Consider the following 16,898-nt stretch of genomic DNA (forward strand, 5'->3'; position numbering starts at 1 on the left):
ATGCAACGACTTGCCGCGTACGCACTCTGCCTGCGCCCCGACAGCATCCTGCTGGCCCACTGGGTCTCCCCCGACGGCGCCCGCGCGCACTGGACCCTGCCCGGCGGCGGGGTCGACGAGCGCGAGGACCCGTACGACGCCGTGGTCCGCGAGGTCGAGGAGGAGACGGGCTACACCGCCGAGGTCAGCGCCCTGCTCGGTGTCGACTCCCGCGTGATCGTCATGGACTACAGCGACCCGCCGGGCCGGTTGCTGCACGCGGTCTGCGTCTTGTACGAGGTCACGCTGACCGGCGGCGTCCTGCGCGACGAGACCGGCGGCTCGACCGACCAGGCCCGCTGGATCCCCCTGTCCGAGGTGCCCTCCCTGGACCGTTCCGTGATCGTCGACACCGGTCTGGCCCTGGTCCGCGAGCGACCGGCGACCGGGCACGTGCCGCCCGTCGCCGTCGGTGGCCGGCTGCATCAGTGACGAAGGTCTTGACCTTCACCTTCGGGTAAGGCCGAGCCTGGGTGGCACCGGCCGCCGTGGCCGGTGCGAGGAGGAAAAGCCGGTGGCTCTGGTGACGATCGGCGCGTTCGCGCGGCAGGCTCGGCTCACCCCGAAAGCGCTGCGCCTCTACGACGAGATGGGCCTGCTGCGCCCGGCCGCCGTGGACGCGGAGACCGGGTACCGGTTCTACGAGCCGAGCCAGCTGCGCCGGGCCCACCTGATCGCCGAGCTGCGCCGCATCGGCATGCCGCTGGCCGAGATCGCCGGCGTGTGCGCACTCGAGCCGGCGGCCGCCGCCGAGGCGGTCACCGCGTTCTGGCGCCGGGTCACCGCCGACACGGCGGCGCGGGCCCGGCTGACCTCCCTCCTCGTGGCTGACCTGACCGGAGGGACCACCACCATGCCTGACAGCGACTTCCGTTTCGCCGCCGCGACGGATCCCGGCCGGGGCCGCGACACCAACGAGGACGCGGCGTACGCCGGCCCGCACCTGCTCGCGGTGGCCGACGGAACCCGCGGTCCGGGCGGCGCCCAGGCCGCGGCCACCGCTCTGCAAGCCGTCCGCGCCCTCGACCCGGCCACCGCGTCCGGCCCCGACCTGCTGACCCTGTTGGCCGGCGCCGTCACGGAGGCCGACCGGGCCATCCGCGCCCTCGCCACCGGCGCGCAGGGTCAGCCGGTGACCACGCTGACCGCGCTGCTGCGGCAGGGCATGCGGATGGCGCTGGTGCATGTCGGCGACAGCCGCGCCTACCTGCTGCGCAACGGCGAGCTGACCCAGCTGACCCAGGACCACACGTGGGTACGCACGCAGGTCGACCAGGGGAAACTCACCCCGGCCGAGGCCGTCGGCCATCCCGAGCGGGCGCTGCTGGCCCGGGCCCTGGGCTGGGGCCCGGAAGGAGAGGCAGACCTGGGATTGCGTACGGCCGTACCCGGCGACCGCTACCTGCTTTGCTCCGACGGCCTGTCCGCGGTGGTGGCGGCCGAGGCCCTGCACCGCACCCTGGCCGGCGCCGCCGGCCCCGAGCAGGCGGTGGCCGATCTGATCGCCCTGGCCCACAGCGCGGGCGCCCCGGACAACATCGCCGTCGCGGTCGCCGACGTGTAGGCCACCGGATCAGGAAGAGGTCAGTTCGAAGCGGACTATGACGATCTCGTCGCCGGGGCGCAGCTGGGGGTAGTAGTCGCGCAGCCCGGGCAGGACGTCGGCGGCGCCGGCGAAGCCGTCCTCGCGGGCCTCGGCGTCGGTGACGGCGCTGACCGGCTTCGTGACCGTGGACGTGATGCGGCCCGGCAGGATGGCTTCGCCGCCGAAGACGAGCAGTGCCGGGCCGGCCTCCACAGGGTCGTTGAAGCGCATCGTCACCCTCTTGCGCCCGTCGCGGACGGCCGTGAGGTGGGCGGCGCGGAACTCCAGCCGCTGGACCGGCCCGGCGGCCAGAGCCGCGCTGACCGCGGCGGCCGAGGCCGGCAGCAACGGCAACCGCACGTCCGGGGTGGGGATCCGGCCCCGCGCGTGCAGCACCGCCTTGATGACGGCCGGGTTCGGCTCGGCGAACAGGGCCGCCGACAGCCGCGCCAGCCGGTGGCCGAGCGGCCGGGCGCGGCCGGCGTCACCGGCACGCCAGGCCGTGATCAGGCCCGCGTAGGCCGCGGTGTCGACCTGGGCCGAGGCGAGGATGCCCCCGTGCGCGCCCAGAGCCAGCAGCGGCGAGATGTAGAGGTCGTCACCGCCGAGGACGGCGAAATCCGGGGGTGGGTCCGCCAGCAGGTCCATGGTGTCGGCGTCGATGCCGCCGGCCGCGAGTTTCAGCCCGGCCACGTTCGGCAGAGCGGCGATGCGGCGCAGCGCTCCGGCGGACAAGGTCTGAGCCGTCCGGTACGGCACGTGGTAGACGACCAGGGGCACCGGGCTGGTCTTCGCCAGGGCGCCCAGGTGGGCGATCACCCCGTCCTCGCCGGCCCGCACGAACGGCGGCACCAGCGTCAGGGCCGCCGTCGCGGTGGCGCCCAGGCCGGCCAGGGCTGTCGCGTCGTTCGCGCCGACGATGAGCGGCGCGCCGGTGGCGGCGAGCGTACGCAGAACGGTGCCGCGTTCGGCCCCGGTCAGCGTGGACGGTTCGCCGGTGGTGCCCAAGGCGACCAGCCCGGCCGCGCCGCCGTCCAGCACATCGTGGGCGAGCCTGCTCAGGGCCTCGACGGCGACCTCGCCGGCGGCGTCGAACGGGGTGATCAACGGGACGTACAGACCGGTCAGCATCCGGCCACCGTGCCAAACCCGTACCGCTAAGGTCTATTAAATTGTCCTCCCGCGACGATGTAGCGGCGCTGAACTATCCAGCGGGATGCCACCCGCGCCGGCGGCCCTGCCGGACGACGATCGCGGTCAGAGCCAGCAGCACGACGATGCCGGCGCCGATCCCGGCGAACACCAGGGCCCGGTCACGGGAGGCGGCGCGGCGGGCGGCCAGCGCCGCCACGGCCGGATCCTGCATGGTCATCGACTCCGGGGCCGGCTGCGCCTGCTGCCTCGGGCCCAGCGTCTCGGTCAGCGCCCGGTACGGGTTGAGCAGCCCGAACCCGTACTCGGCGCTCACGCTGCCGCCCGGGGCGGGATCGGCGGTGGCGATCAGCCGCTGCCGAACCCCGGCCGGGCTCAACCGCGGGAAACGCTGCTTGATCAGGGCAGCCGTGGCCGACACGAACGGCGCCGCGAAACTGGTACCGGACTGCGAGGTGTGCCCGGTGCCGCCGGCGTCGGCGCCGGTCACCCCGTTGCCGATCGCGACCAGGTCGACATACTCGCCGTGCTGCGAATAGTCGGCCACGGTACCGTCCGCCCCGACCGCGCCCACACCGATGACCCCCGGATACTTCGCCGGGAACGGGTCGGGATTGCCCTGCCGGGCGTTGTTGCCGGCGGCGGCCACCACCACCACACCGGCCCGGACGGCGCGCGCGACCGCCGCCCGTACGGCCGCGTTGTCCGAAGTCATCACCAGCGAAATGTTGATCACGTCGGCGCCCTGCTCGACGGCCAGATCGATCGCCTGGGCGAACTGCGCCGGGGAACCCTTGTCACCGACCGCCTCGCCGTCGATGACCTCCTGCTCGGTGATCCGGAACGGCAGGATCGCCGCCTCCGGCGCGAGCCCCTGAAAACCCGTGTTACGGGCCGGCGCCGCCGCGATGATGCTCGCCACCAACGTGCCGTGGCCCTGGCAGTCCTGCCGGCCGCTGTCGTCGCCGTGCAGGAAATCAGCGCCCGGCGTCACGCGCCCGCGCAACTGGGGATGATCGCCGTCCACACCGGAATCGATCACCGCCACCCGCACACCCTTACCGGTCGCGAAACCGGCCAGCCGCTTCGGCGCGTACACCTGATCCTCGACCGGCACACCCGCGGCGACCTTACCGGGAGCCGTCGTCCGCTGGCACACCACAGCCGCCCCCGCCGGCGCCGGCACGCTCAGCGTCGCGGCGGCCACCGCCACCGCGGCCAGAACCTCCCGCCACCGCATCGCGCACCCTCCTTCAACGACTCGGCTGGATGGTATCGGGACGGTGCGACAAGGTTGTGCGTTCAGGTCGCTCACAGCTAGGTTGTGGAAACCATCTGCGGCGTCGTGAGGGAAACCGGTGCAACTCCGGTGCGGTCGCGCCACTGTGAACGGAACCCGGCGACGGGAACCGTGAGTCAGGACGCTCACGCGTCGCAGTCCGTTCGAACGGGACGCGTCATCCCGGCAGGAGGTTCCCCCACCATGCCCAAGGCACAGCCGATCCGTCCGCTGAGCACCCCCGCCGTCTCCGCGCGGCTGCTCTGGACCGCTCTCGCCGTCGTCGCCCTCATGCTGCTCGTCGCCTACCTGGTCGCCTTCGACCAGGGCGCGGTCTCCCGCAGCGGCATGTACCTGCACGAGCTCATGCACGACGGCCGCCACCTGCTCGGCGTCCCGTGCCACTGACCGCCGCGAAACCCGCGCCCGGCTACGGCGCACTCCTGCTGCGAGGCCTGCTCGCCGGCCTCGTCGCCGGCCTGCTGGCCGGCTGCTTCGCGTACGCGGTGGGCGAACCGAAGGTCGACGCGGCCATCGCCATCGAAGAGGCGAACGCCCACGCCACCCCCGGCAGCGACCACCACGACGAGGAACTGGTCAGCCGCGACGGGCAGAAAGGCGGCCTGTTCCTGGCCACCGGCCTGTACGGCGCGGCCATGGGCGGGCTGCTCGCCACCGCGTACACCCTGCTGCGCCGCCGCCTGCGCACCCCGAGCGACACCCGCGCCGCGCTCAGCCTGGCCGGCGCCGCCCTGCTCGGCATCGTGCTGATCCCGTACGTCAAATACCCGCCCAACCCACCGGCGGTCGGCAACCCCGCCACCATCGACCAGCGCACCATCAGCTACCTGGCCATCCTCGTGCTGGGCCTGGTCGCCGTCTGGGCGTCCGTGGTCGCGGCCCGCACCCAGCGCGCCGAGTGGCGCCAGGCCCTCGCCGCCGCCACCGCGTTCCTCATCGTGGTCACCGTCGGCTACACCCTGCTGCCCACCGTCGACGAAGTGCCGGACACCTTCCCAGCCGACCTGCTGTGGGACTTCCGCCTCGCCTCACTGGGCACCCAGGTCCTGCTCTGGACGGCCCTCGGCCTCGCCTTCGCCGCCCTGCTCAACGCCCGCCGCACCCCGGCCACCCAGCCGGACCACGAGAAAGTCACCTCCGGCTAGCCCTCACAGCACCTCGTCCGCCCACCGGGCGACCACCGCCAGCACCGGACCCCGGCCGGCCACCATCGCCTCGATCCCGCGGCTGTCGTACCCCGGCCTCCGGGCCCAGCCCGCCGCGGCGGCCGACACCATCCGCGGCGCCAGCCAGAAATACTTCGCCGCCCCACACGCCATGACAGCCCGCCGCACCGTGGCCTCGTCGACCGCACCGTCGAGGCCACGGCAATACTGCCGCGCCACAACGGCCAGCACCTCGTCCAGCATCGCGATGTCGACCAGCCCGTCGAAAAACGCGTCCAAGGCCAGATTCGCCGCGTCCTCCCCGACCGCCCCCGGCCCCACGAACGCCCAGTCCAGCAACACCGGCCCCGGCGCCGCGAAAACCAGATTCATCGGCCACACATCGTGGTGACACAACGTCCGGGGCAACCCGTCGGTCACCGCCAGGATCTCGTGCCGCCGCTGCCACAACCGCCGCAACCCGTCGCGCACCGGCTTCGGCCAGCCCGCCACGATCGCCGGATGCCCCCAGTCGAGCTCACCACCCACCGGCTGCGCCAGCGTGTAATCCCGCAACCAATCCCGGGCCAGCCAACCGTCCTGCGGCCGCCCACCCAGCCACTGCTTCTGCGCGGCGCCGAGCCGAAACGCCACCTCCCCCAGATCACCCGGGCCGCCGCTCGTGCCCGGCCGGCCCCGGACATCCTCGAGCCACAGCGCCACCGACCCGTCCGACCGCGACACCACCTCCACCAACTCCGGCCCCCGCAAACCCGGGAAAGCCCGACCCGCCAGCCCCGACGCGTACGCCTCGACCTCACGCCGCCAATAGTTGAAGTGACCAGGATCGTCACTGGCCGCCAGATGAGCCGCCGCGCCCGCCCGCCGCGGCGCGGCCACCTTCACCACCACCGACGAACCCTCCCGGCGCAACCGCCACACCCCGCCGGTGACCTCGTTCGCGGTGCTGTGCACCAGCTCCTCGACAGTCCACCCCGGTCGCATCAGATCCTCGGGAATCGGCACTACCACAACACTAGTAGGCCCAAGGTGACCGCTGTGGACAACCACGTTCCTGTGGACAACCCCGGATCATGCCAGCGACCGCCGCTACCTTGCGAGGCATGCCTGAATTCCTGCCCGGCCTCACCCTCGCCCGCCACTTCTACTTCGAAGCCGTACGCCCCCTGCTCGGCGACCTGCCCCACGCGGCCGCCCGGCTCGGCCCCGGCTCCGACGTCCTCGGCTACGACACCGAACGCTCCACCGACCACGACTGGGGACCCCGCCTCGAACTGTTCGTTGACAACCCCGGCGACCTGCACCAACTTCTCGCCCGCCGCCTGCCCAAACACGTCCGCGGCTGGCCCACCCACTTCGAACCACCCGGCGCCCGCGTCCGCAGCATGGCCCACACCGACGGCGACGTCGACCACTACGTCCGCATCCAGCCCTTCCCCACCTGGTGCCGCGACCTCCTCGGCTTCGACCCCGCCGACGGCATCGGCCTGCTCGACTGGCTCGCCACCCCCTGGCAACGCCTCGCCGAATTCACCCGCGGCGACGTCTTCCACGACCCCGGCAACGTCCTCACCGCCGCCCGCGAAGGCCTGGGCTGGTACCCACCCGACGTCTGGCGCTACATCCTCGCCTGCCAATGGGCCCGCATCAGCCAGGAAGAAGCGTTCCCCGCCCGCGCCGCCGAAAACGGCGACGACCTCGGCACCCGCATGCTCACCGCCCGCCTCTGCCGCGAAGTGGCCCGCCTGCACCTGCTCCAGGAACGCACCTGGCCCCCGTACGCCAAATGGCTCACCCACGCCCTGCCCGCCGACCTCACCGCCGCCGCCCTGCGCGCCGCCCTCTACACCACCGACGAACACGACCGGGAGAACGCGCTCTGCGCCGCCCTCGAAATCGCCGCCCTCCGCCAGAACGACCTCGGCCTCAGCGCCGAACAACCACCGGCCCGCCGCCCCTTCTTCGACCGCGGCTACGCCGTCATCGGCGCCGCCCGCTTCACCGACGCCCTCCGCGACGCCATCACCGACCCCACCCTGCGCGCCCTGCCCACCACCGGCTGCGCCGACCAGATCATCGACAGCACCGACGTCCTGACCGACCCCCGCCTCACCCGCGCCCTCACCGCCGCCACCCTGCCATGACCAGACGCCCACCACGCCGATTCCCCGCCGACCAGCCCGCCTCCGTCGGCATACACCCCCGCCCACCTGGACAAGAATTCTTTTCGGTGCCAAGGTCGACCACATGCACGACATCGCCGTCATCGAGGACCCCGCCACCGCCGAGATCTCCCTCGACCCCATCCGCAGCCGCCTCCTCGCCGAACTCGCCCAACCCGGCTCCGCCACCACCCTCGCCGGCAAAATCGGCCTGCCCCGGCAAAAAATCAACTACCACCTGCGGACCCTCGAACAACACGGCCTCGTCCACCTCGTCGAAGAACGCCGCAAAGGCAACGTCACCGAACGCCTGATGCAAGCCACCGCCGCCTCCTACGTCATCTCCCCCAACGCCCTGCCCGCCGTCGCCCCCGACCCCACCCGCGCCCCCGACCGCCTCTCCGCCCGCTGGCTACTCGCCCTCGCTGCCCGCCTCGTCCGCGACGTCGGCGCCCTCATCACCGGCGCCGCCACCAGCAGACAACGCCTCGCCACCTACGCCCTCGACGGCGAAATCCGCTTCGCCACCCCCGCCGACCGCGCCGCCTTCGCCGAAGAACTCACCGCCACCGTCACCGGCCTGCTCGCCCGCTACCACAGCGACACCGGCCGCAAACACCGCCTCGTCCTCGCCGTCCACCCCGCGCTCGACTCCGCCGCCGAGAAGAAATGACCATGGGCAAGGAATACGAGATCGAACTCGACACCACCGTCGACACCGACCCCGAACACGTCTGGAACGCCATCGCCACCGGACCCGGCATCTCCTCCTGGTACATCGGCCACACCGAAACCGACCACGACACCGTCCGGACGGCCTTCGGCACCACCACCTTCCCCACCGCCACCATCACCGCCAACGACCCACCCCACCACTTCGCCTACCGCACCGACACCACACCCGACGGCCGCTTCCAAGCCTTCGAATTCCTCATCGAAGGCCACCACCAATCCGCCACCACCCTGCGCGCCATCACCAGCGGCTTCCTGCCCGGCGACGACTGGGCCGACGAATACGAGGCCATGAGCCACGGCGTCGCCCTGTTCAACGCCACCCTCACCACCTACCTCAACCACTTCCCCGGCCGCACCGCCACACCCGTCACCGCCTTCGGCCCGCCCATCACCGACTGGCCCACCGCCTGGACCACCCTGCACAAAACCCTCGGCCTCACCCACCAACCCCGCCCCGGCGACCACACCGGCAACGGCGGCGAGGTCTACCACGCCAGTCACCACACCCTCGGCATCCGAACACCCACAGCCCTGCACCGCTACATCCGCGGCTACCGCGGCCCCATGATCGCCGCCCACGAAACCTTCGAACCCGACCCCACCAACTGGACCGACTTCCTCACCACCCTCCACACCCCCTGAAACCCGCCGGCACACCGAGGGAGACACGGCTTGGCGAACCGCGCGACCACCCCACCACGACGAACACCACTCGCGGTCCTCCCCGCCACCGGCACGGCAACAGCGCTGGCCCTCCTGGCATTCACCGCCGACCACGTCGACGGCATCGGCGGGCACGTCATGGTCGCGCTCACCAGCAGCGGCTTCGCCTGGGGCCTGGCCGCCCTGCTCACCGGCCACCACGCCCGCAACCCCCGGCACGCCGCCGCCACCGCCACCACAGTCCTGGTGACCGCCACCCTCGGCTACTACCTGCTGATCGTGCTCGTCAGCCGGCGCTGGAGCGGCGGCAGCTCAGGCGACCTGCACGGCCTGCTCAACGTCGCCATCATGACCACCATCTGGCTCACCGGCTCGCTGGTCGCCGGCCCACTGCTCGGCCTCCTCGGCCACGCGATCCGTCCCTCGCCGAACGACTCCACGCCCGACACGCCACGGACCACGACCCCTACGACCACGCCGGCGCACCTTCAGCGGTGTTTCGGCTCTGAGGTGGAGCCGCCGCGGGGAACGGAGGCGAGCGGGCCACCGCGACGGATCATGGGGACGCGCCGGGCCGCGGTCGCCGCCGGTGTCGCGTACGGGCTGCTGTCCGGCGAAGGCTGGTACCGGATGCCGACCGTGTCGCCGTGGGATCTGCCGTCGGGCGCCGGAGACGAAGCCGAGTTCTTTCGCGGGTCGCGATCGCCGCCTTCGTGCGGGTGGTGCTGCCCCTCGCCGTACTCGTCGGGCTGGTCTTCGCCCGTCGCCTCTGGCGGCACTGGCCGCTTTTGCTGATCACCGCGATTCCCACCGCGATCCTCACGGCATCTCTCTGGCGGCTGATGTACGCGGTCGTCCACGCCCATCTCTGACCCGAGCAGAAGCCGAAAGGCAATTGGTGGGATGTCGTTGATTCCTTTTTGGTTTTCTTGTGGCCGTGACCGGTGACGGGGCGCACATCGCGTAGAGCGTCCTAGGATGTTTGTGGGGATCGGTGTGGTGGCGCGATCTTCCGGGGTGCGGGGCCTAGGGTGGGGTCGCGATGAACGAGAACGACACCGCCTCCGAGACCCGTCCCTGCGCTCACTGTGGACGGCCGGTTCCGCAGCGCTCGTCCGCCGGGCGGCCGTTCCGCTACTGCCGGGACAACGACGGGGAGTGCCAGCGCGCCTCCCGCAACGTGCGCATGCGGCACCGGGCCTCGCCGGGGCTGGCCGGGCAGGTGGCCCGTACGTGGGAGGTGGTCGACCGGCTCGACCAGCTCGTCACCGGGCTGTCCGAGGCCCTGCACTCCGAGCTCTCCCCCGCCGGCGTGGAACGCCAGGTGGCCGAGATCCGGGCTGAGACGTCGGGGCAGATCGCGGCCGCGCACACCGAACGCGACGACGCGCGCCGCGACGCCGAACGGGCCGCCACCGAGGCGTCGGCCGCGCAGCAGGTGGCCGCGGCCGCCACCGCCGAACGCGACGAGGCCCAGCACCGGGCCGAGGAGTCCGCGCGCGCCGCCGAGCAGGCCGGCCGCGACGCCGAGCAGGCCCGCGCCGAACGCGACGAGGCGCGCCGGGAAGCCACCGCGGCCGGGGCGCTCAAGGAACGGGCCGAAGCCGACCGGGACGCGGCCCGCGACGAGCTGTCGGTCACCCGGACGGAGCTTCAGGACGTACGCCGCGACCGCGAGGCCGCCGAACGTGACCTGGCCACCGCCCTGCGAGACGCCGAAGCCGCCGCCCAGCGCGGCGAGGAGCTGCGCCGGGAGCGCGACACCGCCCGCGACGAGGCCCGCCGCCTCGACACGGAGCTGGCCACCGCCCGCCGCGAAGCCGCCGAGCAGCTCGCGGCCGCCGACAAGACCCTTGCCGAGGTACGGCGAAACGCCGCCACCGACCGCGAAGCCCACCAAGCCGAGCTGGCCCAAGCCCACCGCGACACCGCCGACGCCCGCGCCGAGCTCACCCAAGCCCAGCGTGATGCCGCCGAGGCCCGCGCCGAACGCGACACCCTCCGAGGCCTGCGCGACGAACTGGACCGGGCCGCCCGCGACCGCGCCGACCTCGAACGCCGCCTCGCCACCGCCCAGTCCGACGCCGAAGCCGCCCAGACCCGGGCCGCGCAGCTGTCCACACAGGTCAGCGACCTGGCCTCCGCCCTGGCGTCCCTCGGCGGCACCCGCCCCGCCCCGGCTCAGGCCACCCACAACTGATCTGCTGGTCCCGCCGCCCGAAGCGGGACCCGGACAAACTCCGGATCCGCTGCGAGCAACCACACGATTCAAGGCGGCACTCGCCGTCGCCGCACAGGCTTCAGCCGAGCCCCTCCCGATCGCACGGCAACCGTGGACTTCACCAAGACCGAAACGGCCGACTTCGACGCGGCACCGCCGGCGCGACGTTCGTGTATGGAGCGGTCGCCCTGGCCGGCGGGGTGGTCTTGAATCGGCCGTCATCCAGGCGAACCGCGTCAAGTGCCTGAAGACGAAGATCCTCCGGTGCCCGCGGCCGGCTCCTGGCCGGACATCCACGTCGGTGGTCACTGATCGAGGCCGCACGGGGCACGGGCCCGCATCGACGTCCTGGTCGCCGACGCCGGGATTCGGTCAGTGGAGTTCCTCGCCGCCGATGGACCCGCGCGCCTGTGGCCTGAGGGACAGGGGTGACCAAATCCACACGGCGGCCTGAGCAGCCGGGTGAAGAGTGCTCATCTTGAGCGACCGGCGGACGAATATTGACCGGCGAGGAGCGGAACGGGAGTGCCGATTTGCGGAATTACTCGACCGGGTGACCGAAGTCGCATCACCTGTAGAACACCCATAGACCGTAAAGTGGACCAAGGTCCACTTCGGCGGGGGTGCGGTATGCCGGGTAAGGGCCTCGGGCGGCTACGCTCGTAGCGTTAACACTGGCGTCACAACGGCGGTGTTGTCATACCGGCAGTGCTGTCATATCGAACGCTGTAGTCTCGGCGACCGCAGGAATCCCGCGGCCGCCCCTTTCGTTACACCAACGAGAGCAGCACCACGAGCGAGGGGAAGCCAATCATGGGCGAACGCATGCTGCGCGGCAGCCGTCTTGGCGCGGTCAGCTACGAGTCCGACCGCAACACGGAGCTGGCGCCCCGGCAGACCCGAGAGTACCTGTGCGTCAAGGGTCACCAGTTCGAGGTGCCGTTCGCCGTCGACGCCGAGGTGCCCACCACCTGGGAGTGCAAGTTCGACGGCAGCGTCGCCCGCCTGGTCGACGGCAGCGAGCCGGAGCAGAAGAAGGCGAAGCCGCCGCGTACCCACTGGGACATGCTCCTGGAGCGGCGTTCGATCTCGGAGCTCGAGGACATCCTCAACGAGCGCCTTCAGGAGGTCCGGACCCGTCGGGGCCGGTAACACCACAACGCGAAAGGGCCGTTCCGGAAATTTCCGGAACGGCCCTTTCGCGTTGGTTGGGAAGCGGTAGCGCGCGCGACGCGCATGTGCGGGCGTGGGAACCGCGCCAGGGTCAGCGCAGGACTTCGCCCTCGACGATTTCGCCCTCGATGGCGGCGGCGGGGGTCCGGGTGGCCGGGCGGTCGTCGTCGATCACGACGATGGGGTCGCCGGGACGGACGCGGACCTTGCGGGGACCGAACGCGTCGAAGCCGACGAAGCGGCTGGCGTAGCGTTCCACGCCGCGGCGGGCCAGCTGGCGGCCCGGCGGGAGCAGGAGCAGCAGGCCGGCCACCGCCGTGATGAAGCCGGGGATGGCCAGCAGCAGGGCGCCGCCCAGGCCGACCAGCGAGCGGATCACCTCGTCGCCCGGCGGGCGGCCCTCGACCGAGGCGGCCTGGAAGCGGCGCCAGCCTTTCATGCCCTCGCGGCGCAGCAGCGCCATGCCGGCCAGGCTCGCGGCCGCGGCCAGCAGGATGGCCCAGCCGCCGCCGATCGCGTGGGCGACCAGGATGAACACGACGATCTCGGCGATCGCCAGCAGTGACAGGCCCGCGGGAAGCAGAGCCAGGCCTCGACGGCGCATAGGGACCTCCGGTGTCAGAATCCAAGCATGACACGCCCGTGCCCGGTCACGGCCAGGTGGAACCTTCGCGGCGGCTCTTGCCGAACCGGGCCCGCAGCGCCTCACGGCGGGTCTGCACGCCCCACAGGGTCACCCTGAGCAGCTGTTCCTTGAAGATGTTGCCGCTCATCTTGCTGACGCCGTGTTCGCGCTCGGTGAACGTGATCGGCACCTCGGCCATCCGGAAGCCCGCCTTGTACGAGCGCCAGGCCAGCTCGACCTGGAACGAGTAGCCGGTGGAGGCGACCGTGTCGACGTTGATCGCGTCGAGCACCGGCATCCGGTAGGCGCGGTAGCCGCCGGTGGCGTCCTTGAACGGCATGCCCAGCGCCATCTTGATGTAGATGTTGCCGCCGCGGGAGAGCAGCAGCCGGTGCAGCGGCCAGTTGTGCACGCTGCCGCCGGGGATGTAGCGGGTGCCCAGGACCGCGTCGGTGTCGCGCAGCGCGTCGAGCAGCTTGGGCAGCTCCTCGGGCGCGTGGGAGCCGTCCGCGTCCATCTCGACGACCGCGTCGTACCCCTTGTTCTTGGCCCAGGCGAAACCGGCCTTGTAGGCGGCGCCCAGACCCTCCTTGCCGGCCCGGTGCAGGACGAAGACGTGGTCGTCGGCGGCCGAGATCTCGTCGGCGATCGCGCCGGTGCCGTCCGGCGAGTTGTCGTCGGCGACGAGGATGTCGACCGACGGGACCGCACGGCGGGTCCGCTCGGTGATCAGGCGGATGTTGTCCGCCTCGTTGTAGGTCGGGATCACCACGAGGACCCGCCCCACCCCCGGGTAGCCTTCCGCCTCGCTCACCGTGCCTCCGCATCGTCGCTGGTCGTACGCCGCCGGCGTCGCATCACGAACGCACCGGCCACGGCCACGATCGCCAAAGCGACCATGACCATCTCGGGCCAATGGCCCAAACGAGTCGCCAGCGTAGTCGTATCGCCCACGTGCATGTCACGCACCATCACCGAGCCGACGTTGAAGCCGCTGGAGTCGTACACCTGACCGGCCGTGCCGGCGAACGCCGACACCCCGACGGTGGACACCATCAGCGCCTCGCGGCCGTGCTCGACGGCCCGCAACCGGACCATGGCCAGCTGCTGGCGGGCCTCGGCCTCGTTGAAGGTCGCGTTGTTGGTCTGCACGGCCAGCACCTGGGCGCCGCCCACCACAGTGTCGCGGACGATGTCGTCGTACGCCACCTCGAAGCAGATGACGTCGCCGATGGTGAGCGCACCCGATCGGATGACGCCGGGGTGGTCACCGGCGAGCATGTTCCTCACCAGGTCGACCTTGTCGGTGACCAGGCGGGCGATCGAGCGCAGCGGCACGTACTCGGCGAACGGCACCGGGTGGCGTTTGACGTACTGCTGGGCCAGGTCGGGGCCGGTGCCCGGGTTCCACAGGATGCCGGCGTTCTTGATGTCGGCCGGCTTGTCCGTACGCAGGACCGTGCCGACCAGGATCGGCGTGTCGATCGCGTTCGCGGCGTCGGAGATCTGCTGGGCGGCGTCGGCGTTGCGCAGCGGGTCGATGTCGCTGGAGTTCTCCGGCCAGACGACCAGGTCGGGCTTGGGCGCCTTGCCGGCGGCGACGTCGAGGGCGAGCTGCTTGGTGGCCCGGACATGGTTGTCGAGCACCGCGCGGCGCTGGGCGTTGAAGTCGAGGCCGAGGCGGGGCACGTTGCCCTGCACGACGGCGACGGTCTGGGTGGGGCCGCTCGCCTCGGCCACCGGCACCAGCAGCGGGCCGGCGATCAGAGCGGCCAGGGCCGCGAGATAGCCGAGGGCGGCGTACGACCATCGGCGGCGCCACAGCAGGGCCACAAGCGCCCCTCCGGCGGCCGCCACGGCGAACGTGACCAACGGGGCGCCACCTGAGGCGGCGAGCCGCAGCGCGGGGGCCTCGTCCTGGCTGAAGGCGAGCCGCCCCCACGGGAAGCCGCCGAACGGCGCCCGGTCGCGGGCCGCTTCCTGGGCCACCCAGAGCAGGCCCAGCACCGGCGGCCACAGGGCCCGCCAGCGGTCCAGCAGCGGCGCCAGCCAGGCGATGGCCACCCCGGTCAGGCCGACGAAGCAGGCCTCGGCCAGCGCCAGCAGCATCCAGGGCAGCCAGCCGGCGGCGATCCGGGTCCAGTCGAGCAGGGGGACGAACAGCACCGCCCCGGCCAGGAAACCCATGCCGAAGGCGCCGCCGAGACGGCGGTGGCCGGTGGCGGCGGCGAGCAGGGCCACGCCGGCCGGGGCGAGCCACCACAGGCCGTACGGCGGCAGGGCGAGGAGAAGCGCGAGACCCGCGAGCACGGTGAGCGCGTACGCGTACCGCCGCCGCACGGGGCGTGGCGGGTCGGTGTGCGCCGTGACCAGCGGCGCAGCGGGGGGCTGCAACGTCATCTCCACCCGCGAGAGGCTACCCGCACCGGATAACGGCACGGCCTCCACCGGGAAACAGGCGCGGCCCCGCGGGACCGCGCCTGTTTCATCGATTCCGTCTCCTGGACACGGCCGGTGGAACAGCCGGAGGTCGCGGTCACCTTCGGACCGGCCCGCACCGGGCTGGCTGCCCGCTGACGTGCCGTTGTCTACTGGCGCCGTTCACTCCCCTGCTCCACCGCGGTCGCGACCGGTCCGCCGCCGCCCCGCCGACCCCCACCCCCTGGACCTGGCTGAACGCGCGACCCCTGCGAGGACTGCGGCCAGTGGGCGGAGGAACGGAGCGAACAGAGTCGCTGCCGTGCTCAGGATTCGACGACGGTACGTCGCTCCCCCGCCCCTCTGTCAACCGCCGCCCCCTGCCCCGGGCGTGTCGCGTTCCCCGGCGTGTCATGTCCTGTACCCGATCGGGCTACAGGCTGTTCACGAGGGTGGCCGCGACGTGAGGGTGATCATTCGCGAGCAGCCCGGCCGCGGCCAGAACGTACTGCTCGTCGACGACGGTGCGGGCCTCGGACGGGGCGGCCCAGCCGCCGGCGGTGTCGGACAGGACCGCGTCCAGCACATATGCGCCGCCGCCGTGCCGCAGCACCCCGCCCGAGCCGACCACCAGGCGCACGTCGCGCAGGTCCCGGCCGCCGGTGCGGGGCTGACCGGGACCGGACGAGTGGCCACGCGCGTGCCGCCGCAGGGCGATCGTGGCGGCGGCCGCGGCTAACCCACGGTCACCGGAAGGCGTCAGTGCCAATTTCTCGGCCGCCGCCGCGGCCAGTGTGCCGGGGGCGCCGACGGCGACCCCCAGATCGCCCTCCACGGTCCGGGAGCGCCAGAGGGTACCCGCCACGTCCCGGCGCGGGCCGGACTCGCTCTCCGCGTCCGGCAGCAGGGCCGAATACACGTCGGTGGTGGCGCCGCCGACGTCGACGACGAGCACACCGGCCCCGGTGACGTCGGCCAGCAGTTCGACGCCGGCGAGCACGGCGTCGGGTGTGGCCGCCCGGACGAGGGACGTGAAGCGCTTGCCCCGGGACAGACGTTTGCCGCCGATCACGTGCTGGAGGAAGACGTCGCGGATGGCCGCGCGGGCCGGCCCGGGCTCGAGCACCCCGATCCGGGGCAGGACGTTGCCGGCGAGCGTCACCGGGCCGTGCAGCAGGGAAGCGGCCTCGTCGCGCACCTCGGCGTTGCCCGCCACCACCACCGGCACCCTGATCCGGGCGTTGCCGAGCCGCCGGGCGTTGTGCAGCAGCACGTCACCGTCGCCGCCGTCGGTACCGCCGACGAGCAGGATCACATCCGGCCGCGACTCCCTCAGTTCCGACATTCCCGATTTATCGAGAGGACCGGCGGCCACGTGCACGACCTGCGCGCCGGCCGACAAGCCGACCCGGTGCCCGGCCTCGGCGGTCACCAGCGACTCGTACCCGACGACGGCGAGCCGCAGGCCTCCGCCGGCGGACGAACAGACGTACAACGGGGAACCGAGCCCGCCGACCGCCGCGACCGCCTCGTCCAGCCCGGCCAGAACGTCGCCGGCGGACGTGGTCGGCACTTCGGCCCGGCGCACCAGGGCCGCCGGCGACAGAGAGATCAGAGCGGCTTTGGTGTACGTGGACCCGACGTCCACACACACCACGG

General features: G+C 72.3%; 17 protein-coding genes, 1 pseudogene and 1 riboswitch. Of the genes and pseudogenes, 10 read left to right on the forward strand and 8 right to left on the reverse strand.

Going from position 1 to position 16,898, the window contains the following annotated elements:
• Positions 1-471, forward strand: coding sequence for an NUDIX hydrolase (locus AB0C26_RS20595; protein WP_360249414.1), 471 nt, complete (start codon positions 1-3; stop codon positions 469-471).
• An 82-nt stretch (positions 472-553) separates the two neighbouring features.
• Positions 554-1,603, forward strand: a complete 1,050-nt coding sequence (locus tag AB0C26_RS20600) for a MerR family transcriptional regulator (RefSeq protein WP_360249417.1) — start codon at positions 554-556, stop codon at positions 1,601-1,603.
• A 9-nt stretch (positions 1,604-1,612) separates the two neighbouring features.
• Here AB0C26_RS20600 and AB0C26_RS20605 read toward each other — a convergent pair whose 3' ends face one another.
• The 3 genes and pseudogenes from AB0C26_RS20605 to mycP form a co-directional block, all read right to left on the reverse strand.
• Complete coding sequence (locus tag AB0C26_RS20605; RefSeq protein WP_360250008.1) at positions 1,613-1,855, reverse strand: hypothetical protein; 243 nt, start codon at positions 1,853-1,855, stop codon at positions 1,613-1,615.
• Positions 1,856-1,942: 87 nt separating this feature from the next.
• Positions 1,943-2,755, reverse strand: a pseudogene (locus tag AB0C26_RS20610) (dihydrodipicolinate synthase family protein); the annotation flags it as partial.
• A 73-nt stretch (positions 2,756-2,828) separates the two neighbouring features.
• On the reverse strand, positions 2,829-4,016 hold the full coding sequence (gene mycP / locus AB0C26_RS20615; RefSeq protein WP_360249420.1) for a type VII secretion-associated serine protease mycosin: 1,188 nt from the start codon (positions 4,014-4,016) through the stop codon (positions 2,829-2,831).
• Positions 4,017-4,126: 110 nt separating this feature from the next.
• Positions 4,127-4,201: riboswitch (cobalamin riboswitch) on the forward strand.
• A gap of 58 nt (positions 4,202-4,259) precedes the next feature.
• On the opposite strand from mycP, the gene AB0C26_RS20620 reads away from it, so the two are divergent.
• Together AB0C26_RS20620 and AB0C26_RS20625 are read left to right on the forward strand one after the other, a co-directional pair.
• A complete protein-coding gene (locus tag AB0C26_RS20620; RefSeq protein WP_360249423.1) occupies positions 4,260-4,463 on the forward strand; it encodes a CbtB domain-containing protein in 204 nt (67 codons plus the stop codon).
• Entirely contained in the window at positions 4,454-5,221 is a 768-nt protein-coding gene (locus tag AB0C26_RS20625; protein WP_360249426.1) for a CbtA family protein, read from the forward strand. The genes AB0C26_RS20620 and AB0C26_RS20625 overlap by 10 nt, the downstream gene beginning before the upstream one ends.
• Before the next feature lie 3 nt (positions 5,222-5,224).
• Here the strand turns inward: AB0C26_RS20625 and AB0C26_RS20630 are convergent, their stop codons facing one another.
• A complete protein-coding gene (locus AB0C26_RS20630; RefSeq protein WP_360249429.1) occupies positions 5,225-6,247 on the reverse strand; it encodes a phosphotransferase in 1,023 nt (340 codons plus the stop codon).
• 98 nt (positions 6,248-6,345) lie between these two features.
• On the opposite strand from AB0C26_RS20630, the gene AB0C26_RS20635 reads away from it, so the two are divergent.
• The 6 genes from AB0C26_RS20635 (at position 6,346) to AB0C26_RS20660 (ending at position 12,175) form a co-directional block, all read left to right on the forward strand.
• Positions 6,346-7,386 carry a DUF4037 domain-containing protein gene (locus AB0C26_RS20635; RefSeq protein ID WP_360249432.1) on the forward strand — a complete coding sequence of 347 codons (1,041 nt, stop codon included), beginning with the start codon at positions 6,346-6,348 and terminating at the stop codon, positions 7,384-7,386.
• A gap of 103 nt (positions 7,387-7,489) precedes the next feature.
• Positions 7,490-8,077, forward strand: coding sequence for a helix-turn-helix domain-containing protein (locus tag AB0C26_RS20640; RefSeq protein ID WP_360249435.1), 588 nt, complete (start codon positions 7,490-7,492; stop codon positions 8,075-8,077).
• 2 nt (positions 8,078-8,079) lie between these two features.
• Positions 8,080-8,781, forward strand: coding sequence for an SRPBCC domain-containing protein (locus AB0C26_RS20645; RefSeq protein ID WP_360249438.1), 702 nt, complete (start codon positions 8,080-8,082; stop codon positions 8,779-8,781).
• 30 nt (positions 8,782-8,811) lie between these two features.
• Entirely contained in the window at positions 8,812-9,597 is a 786-nt protein-coding gene (locus tag AB0C26_RS20650) for a hypothetical protein (protein WP_360249441.1), read from the forward strand.
• A gap of 247 nt (positions 9,598-9,844) precedes the next feature.
• On the forward strand, positions 9,845-11,002 hold the full coding sequence (locus AB0C26_RS20655) for a serine/threonine protein kinase (protein ID WP_360249444.1): 1,158 nt from the start codon (positions 9,845-9,847) through the stop codon (positions 11,000-11,002).
• Between the two features lie 834 nt (positions 11,003-11,836).
• The gene (locus AB0C26_RS20660) at positions 11,837-12,175 is read left to right on the forward strand and encodes an RNA polymerase-binding protein RbpA (RefSeq protein ID WP_020517072.1); all 339 of its coding nucleotides are present in this window, start codon (positions 11,837-11,839) and stop codon (positions 12,173-12,175) included.
• A gap of 112 nt (positions 12,176-12,287) precedes the next feature.
• On the opposite strand, the gene AB0C26_RS20665 is transcribed toward AB0C26_RS20660, so the two are convergent.
• The 4 genes from AB0C26_RS20665 to AB0C26_RS20680 form a co-directional block, all read right to left on the reverse strand.
• Positions 12,288-12,800: an FxsA family protein gene (locus tag AB0C26_RS20665; protein WP_360249448.1), complete on the reverse strand. Its 513-nt coding sequence runs from the start codon at positions 12,798-12,800 to the stop codon at positions 12,288-12,290.
• 46 nt (positions 12,801-12,846) lie between these two features.
• Positions 12,847-13,635 (reverse strand): polyprenol monophosphomannose synthase, encoded by a 789-nt coding sequence (locus AB0C26_RS20670; RefSeq protein WP_360249451.1) that lies wholly within the window; start codon positions 13,633-13,635, stop codon positions 12,847-12,849.
• Positions 13,632-15,221 carry an apolipoprotein N-acyltransferase gene (gene lnt / locus AB0C26_RS20675; RefSeq protein WP_360249454.1) on the reverse strand — a complete coding sequence of 530 codons (1,590 nt, stop codon included), beginning with the start codon at positions 15,219-15,221 and terminating at the stop codon, positions 13,632-13,634. The genes AB0C26_RS20670 and lnt overlap by 4 nt, the downstream gene beginning before the upstream one ends.
• Positions 15,222-15,672: 451 nt before the next feature.
• Positions 15,673-16,896 (reverse strand): glutamate mutase L, encoded by a 1,224-nt coding sequence (locus AB0C26_RS20680; protein WP_360250012.1) that lies wholly within the window; start codon positions 16,894-16,896, stop codon positions 15,673-15,675.
• Positions 16,897-16,898 lie beyond the last annotated feature (2 nt).

The sequence above is a fragment of the Actinoplanes sp. NPDC048796 genome, from assembly GCF_040650035.1.
Lineage (GTDB): Bacteria > Actinomycetota > Actinomycetes > Mycobacteriales > Micromonosporaceae > Actinoplanes.

Coding starts and splice junctions, on each gene's coding strand:
- AB0C26_RS20660 (WP_020517072.1), top strand. CDS start 11,837: ATGGGCGAACGCATGCTGCGCGGCAGCCGTCTTGGCGCGGTCAGCTAC.
- lnt (WP_360249454.1), bottom strand. CDS start 15,221: ATGACGTTGCAGCCCCCCGCTGCGCCGCTGGTCACGGCGCACACCGAC.
- AB0C26_RS20665 (WP_360249448.1), bottom strand. CDS start 12,800: ATGCGCCGTCGAGGCCTGGCTCTGCTTCCCGCGGGCCTGTCACTGCTG.
- mycP (WP_360249420.1), bottom strand. CDS start 4,016: ATGCGGTGGCGGGAGGTTCTGGCCGCGGTGGCGGTGGCCGCCGCGACG.
- AB0C26_RS20595 (WP_360249414.1), top strand. CDS start 1: ATGCAACGACTTGCCGCGTACGCACTCTGCCTGCGCCCCGACAGCATC.
- AB0C26_RS20655 (WP_360249444.1), top strand. CDS start 9,845: ATGAACGAGAACGACACCGCCTCCGAGACCCGTCCCTGCGCTCACTGT.
- AB0C26_RS20620 (WP_360249423.1), top strand. CDS start 4,260: ATGCCCAAGGCACAGCCGATCCGTCCGCTGAGCACCCCCGCCGTCTCC.
- AB0C26_RS20635 (WP_360249432.1), top strand. CDS start 6,346: ATGCCTGAATTCCTGCCCGGCCTCACCCTCGCCCGCCACTTCTACTTC.
- AB0C26_RS20645 (WP_360249438.1), top strand. CDS start 8,080: ATGGGCAAGGAATACGAGATCGAACTCGACACCACCGTCGACACCGAC.
- AB0C26_RS20605 (WP_360250008.1), bottom strand. CDS start 1,855: ATGCGCTTCAACGACCCTGTGGAGGCCGGCCCGGCACTGCTCGTCTTC.
- AB0C26_RS20640 (WP_360249435.1), top strand. CDS start 7,490: ATGCACGACATCGCCGTCATCGAGGACCCCGCCACCGCCGAGATCTCC.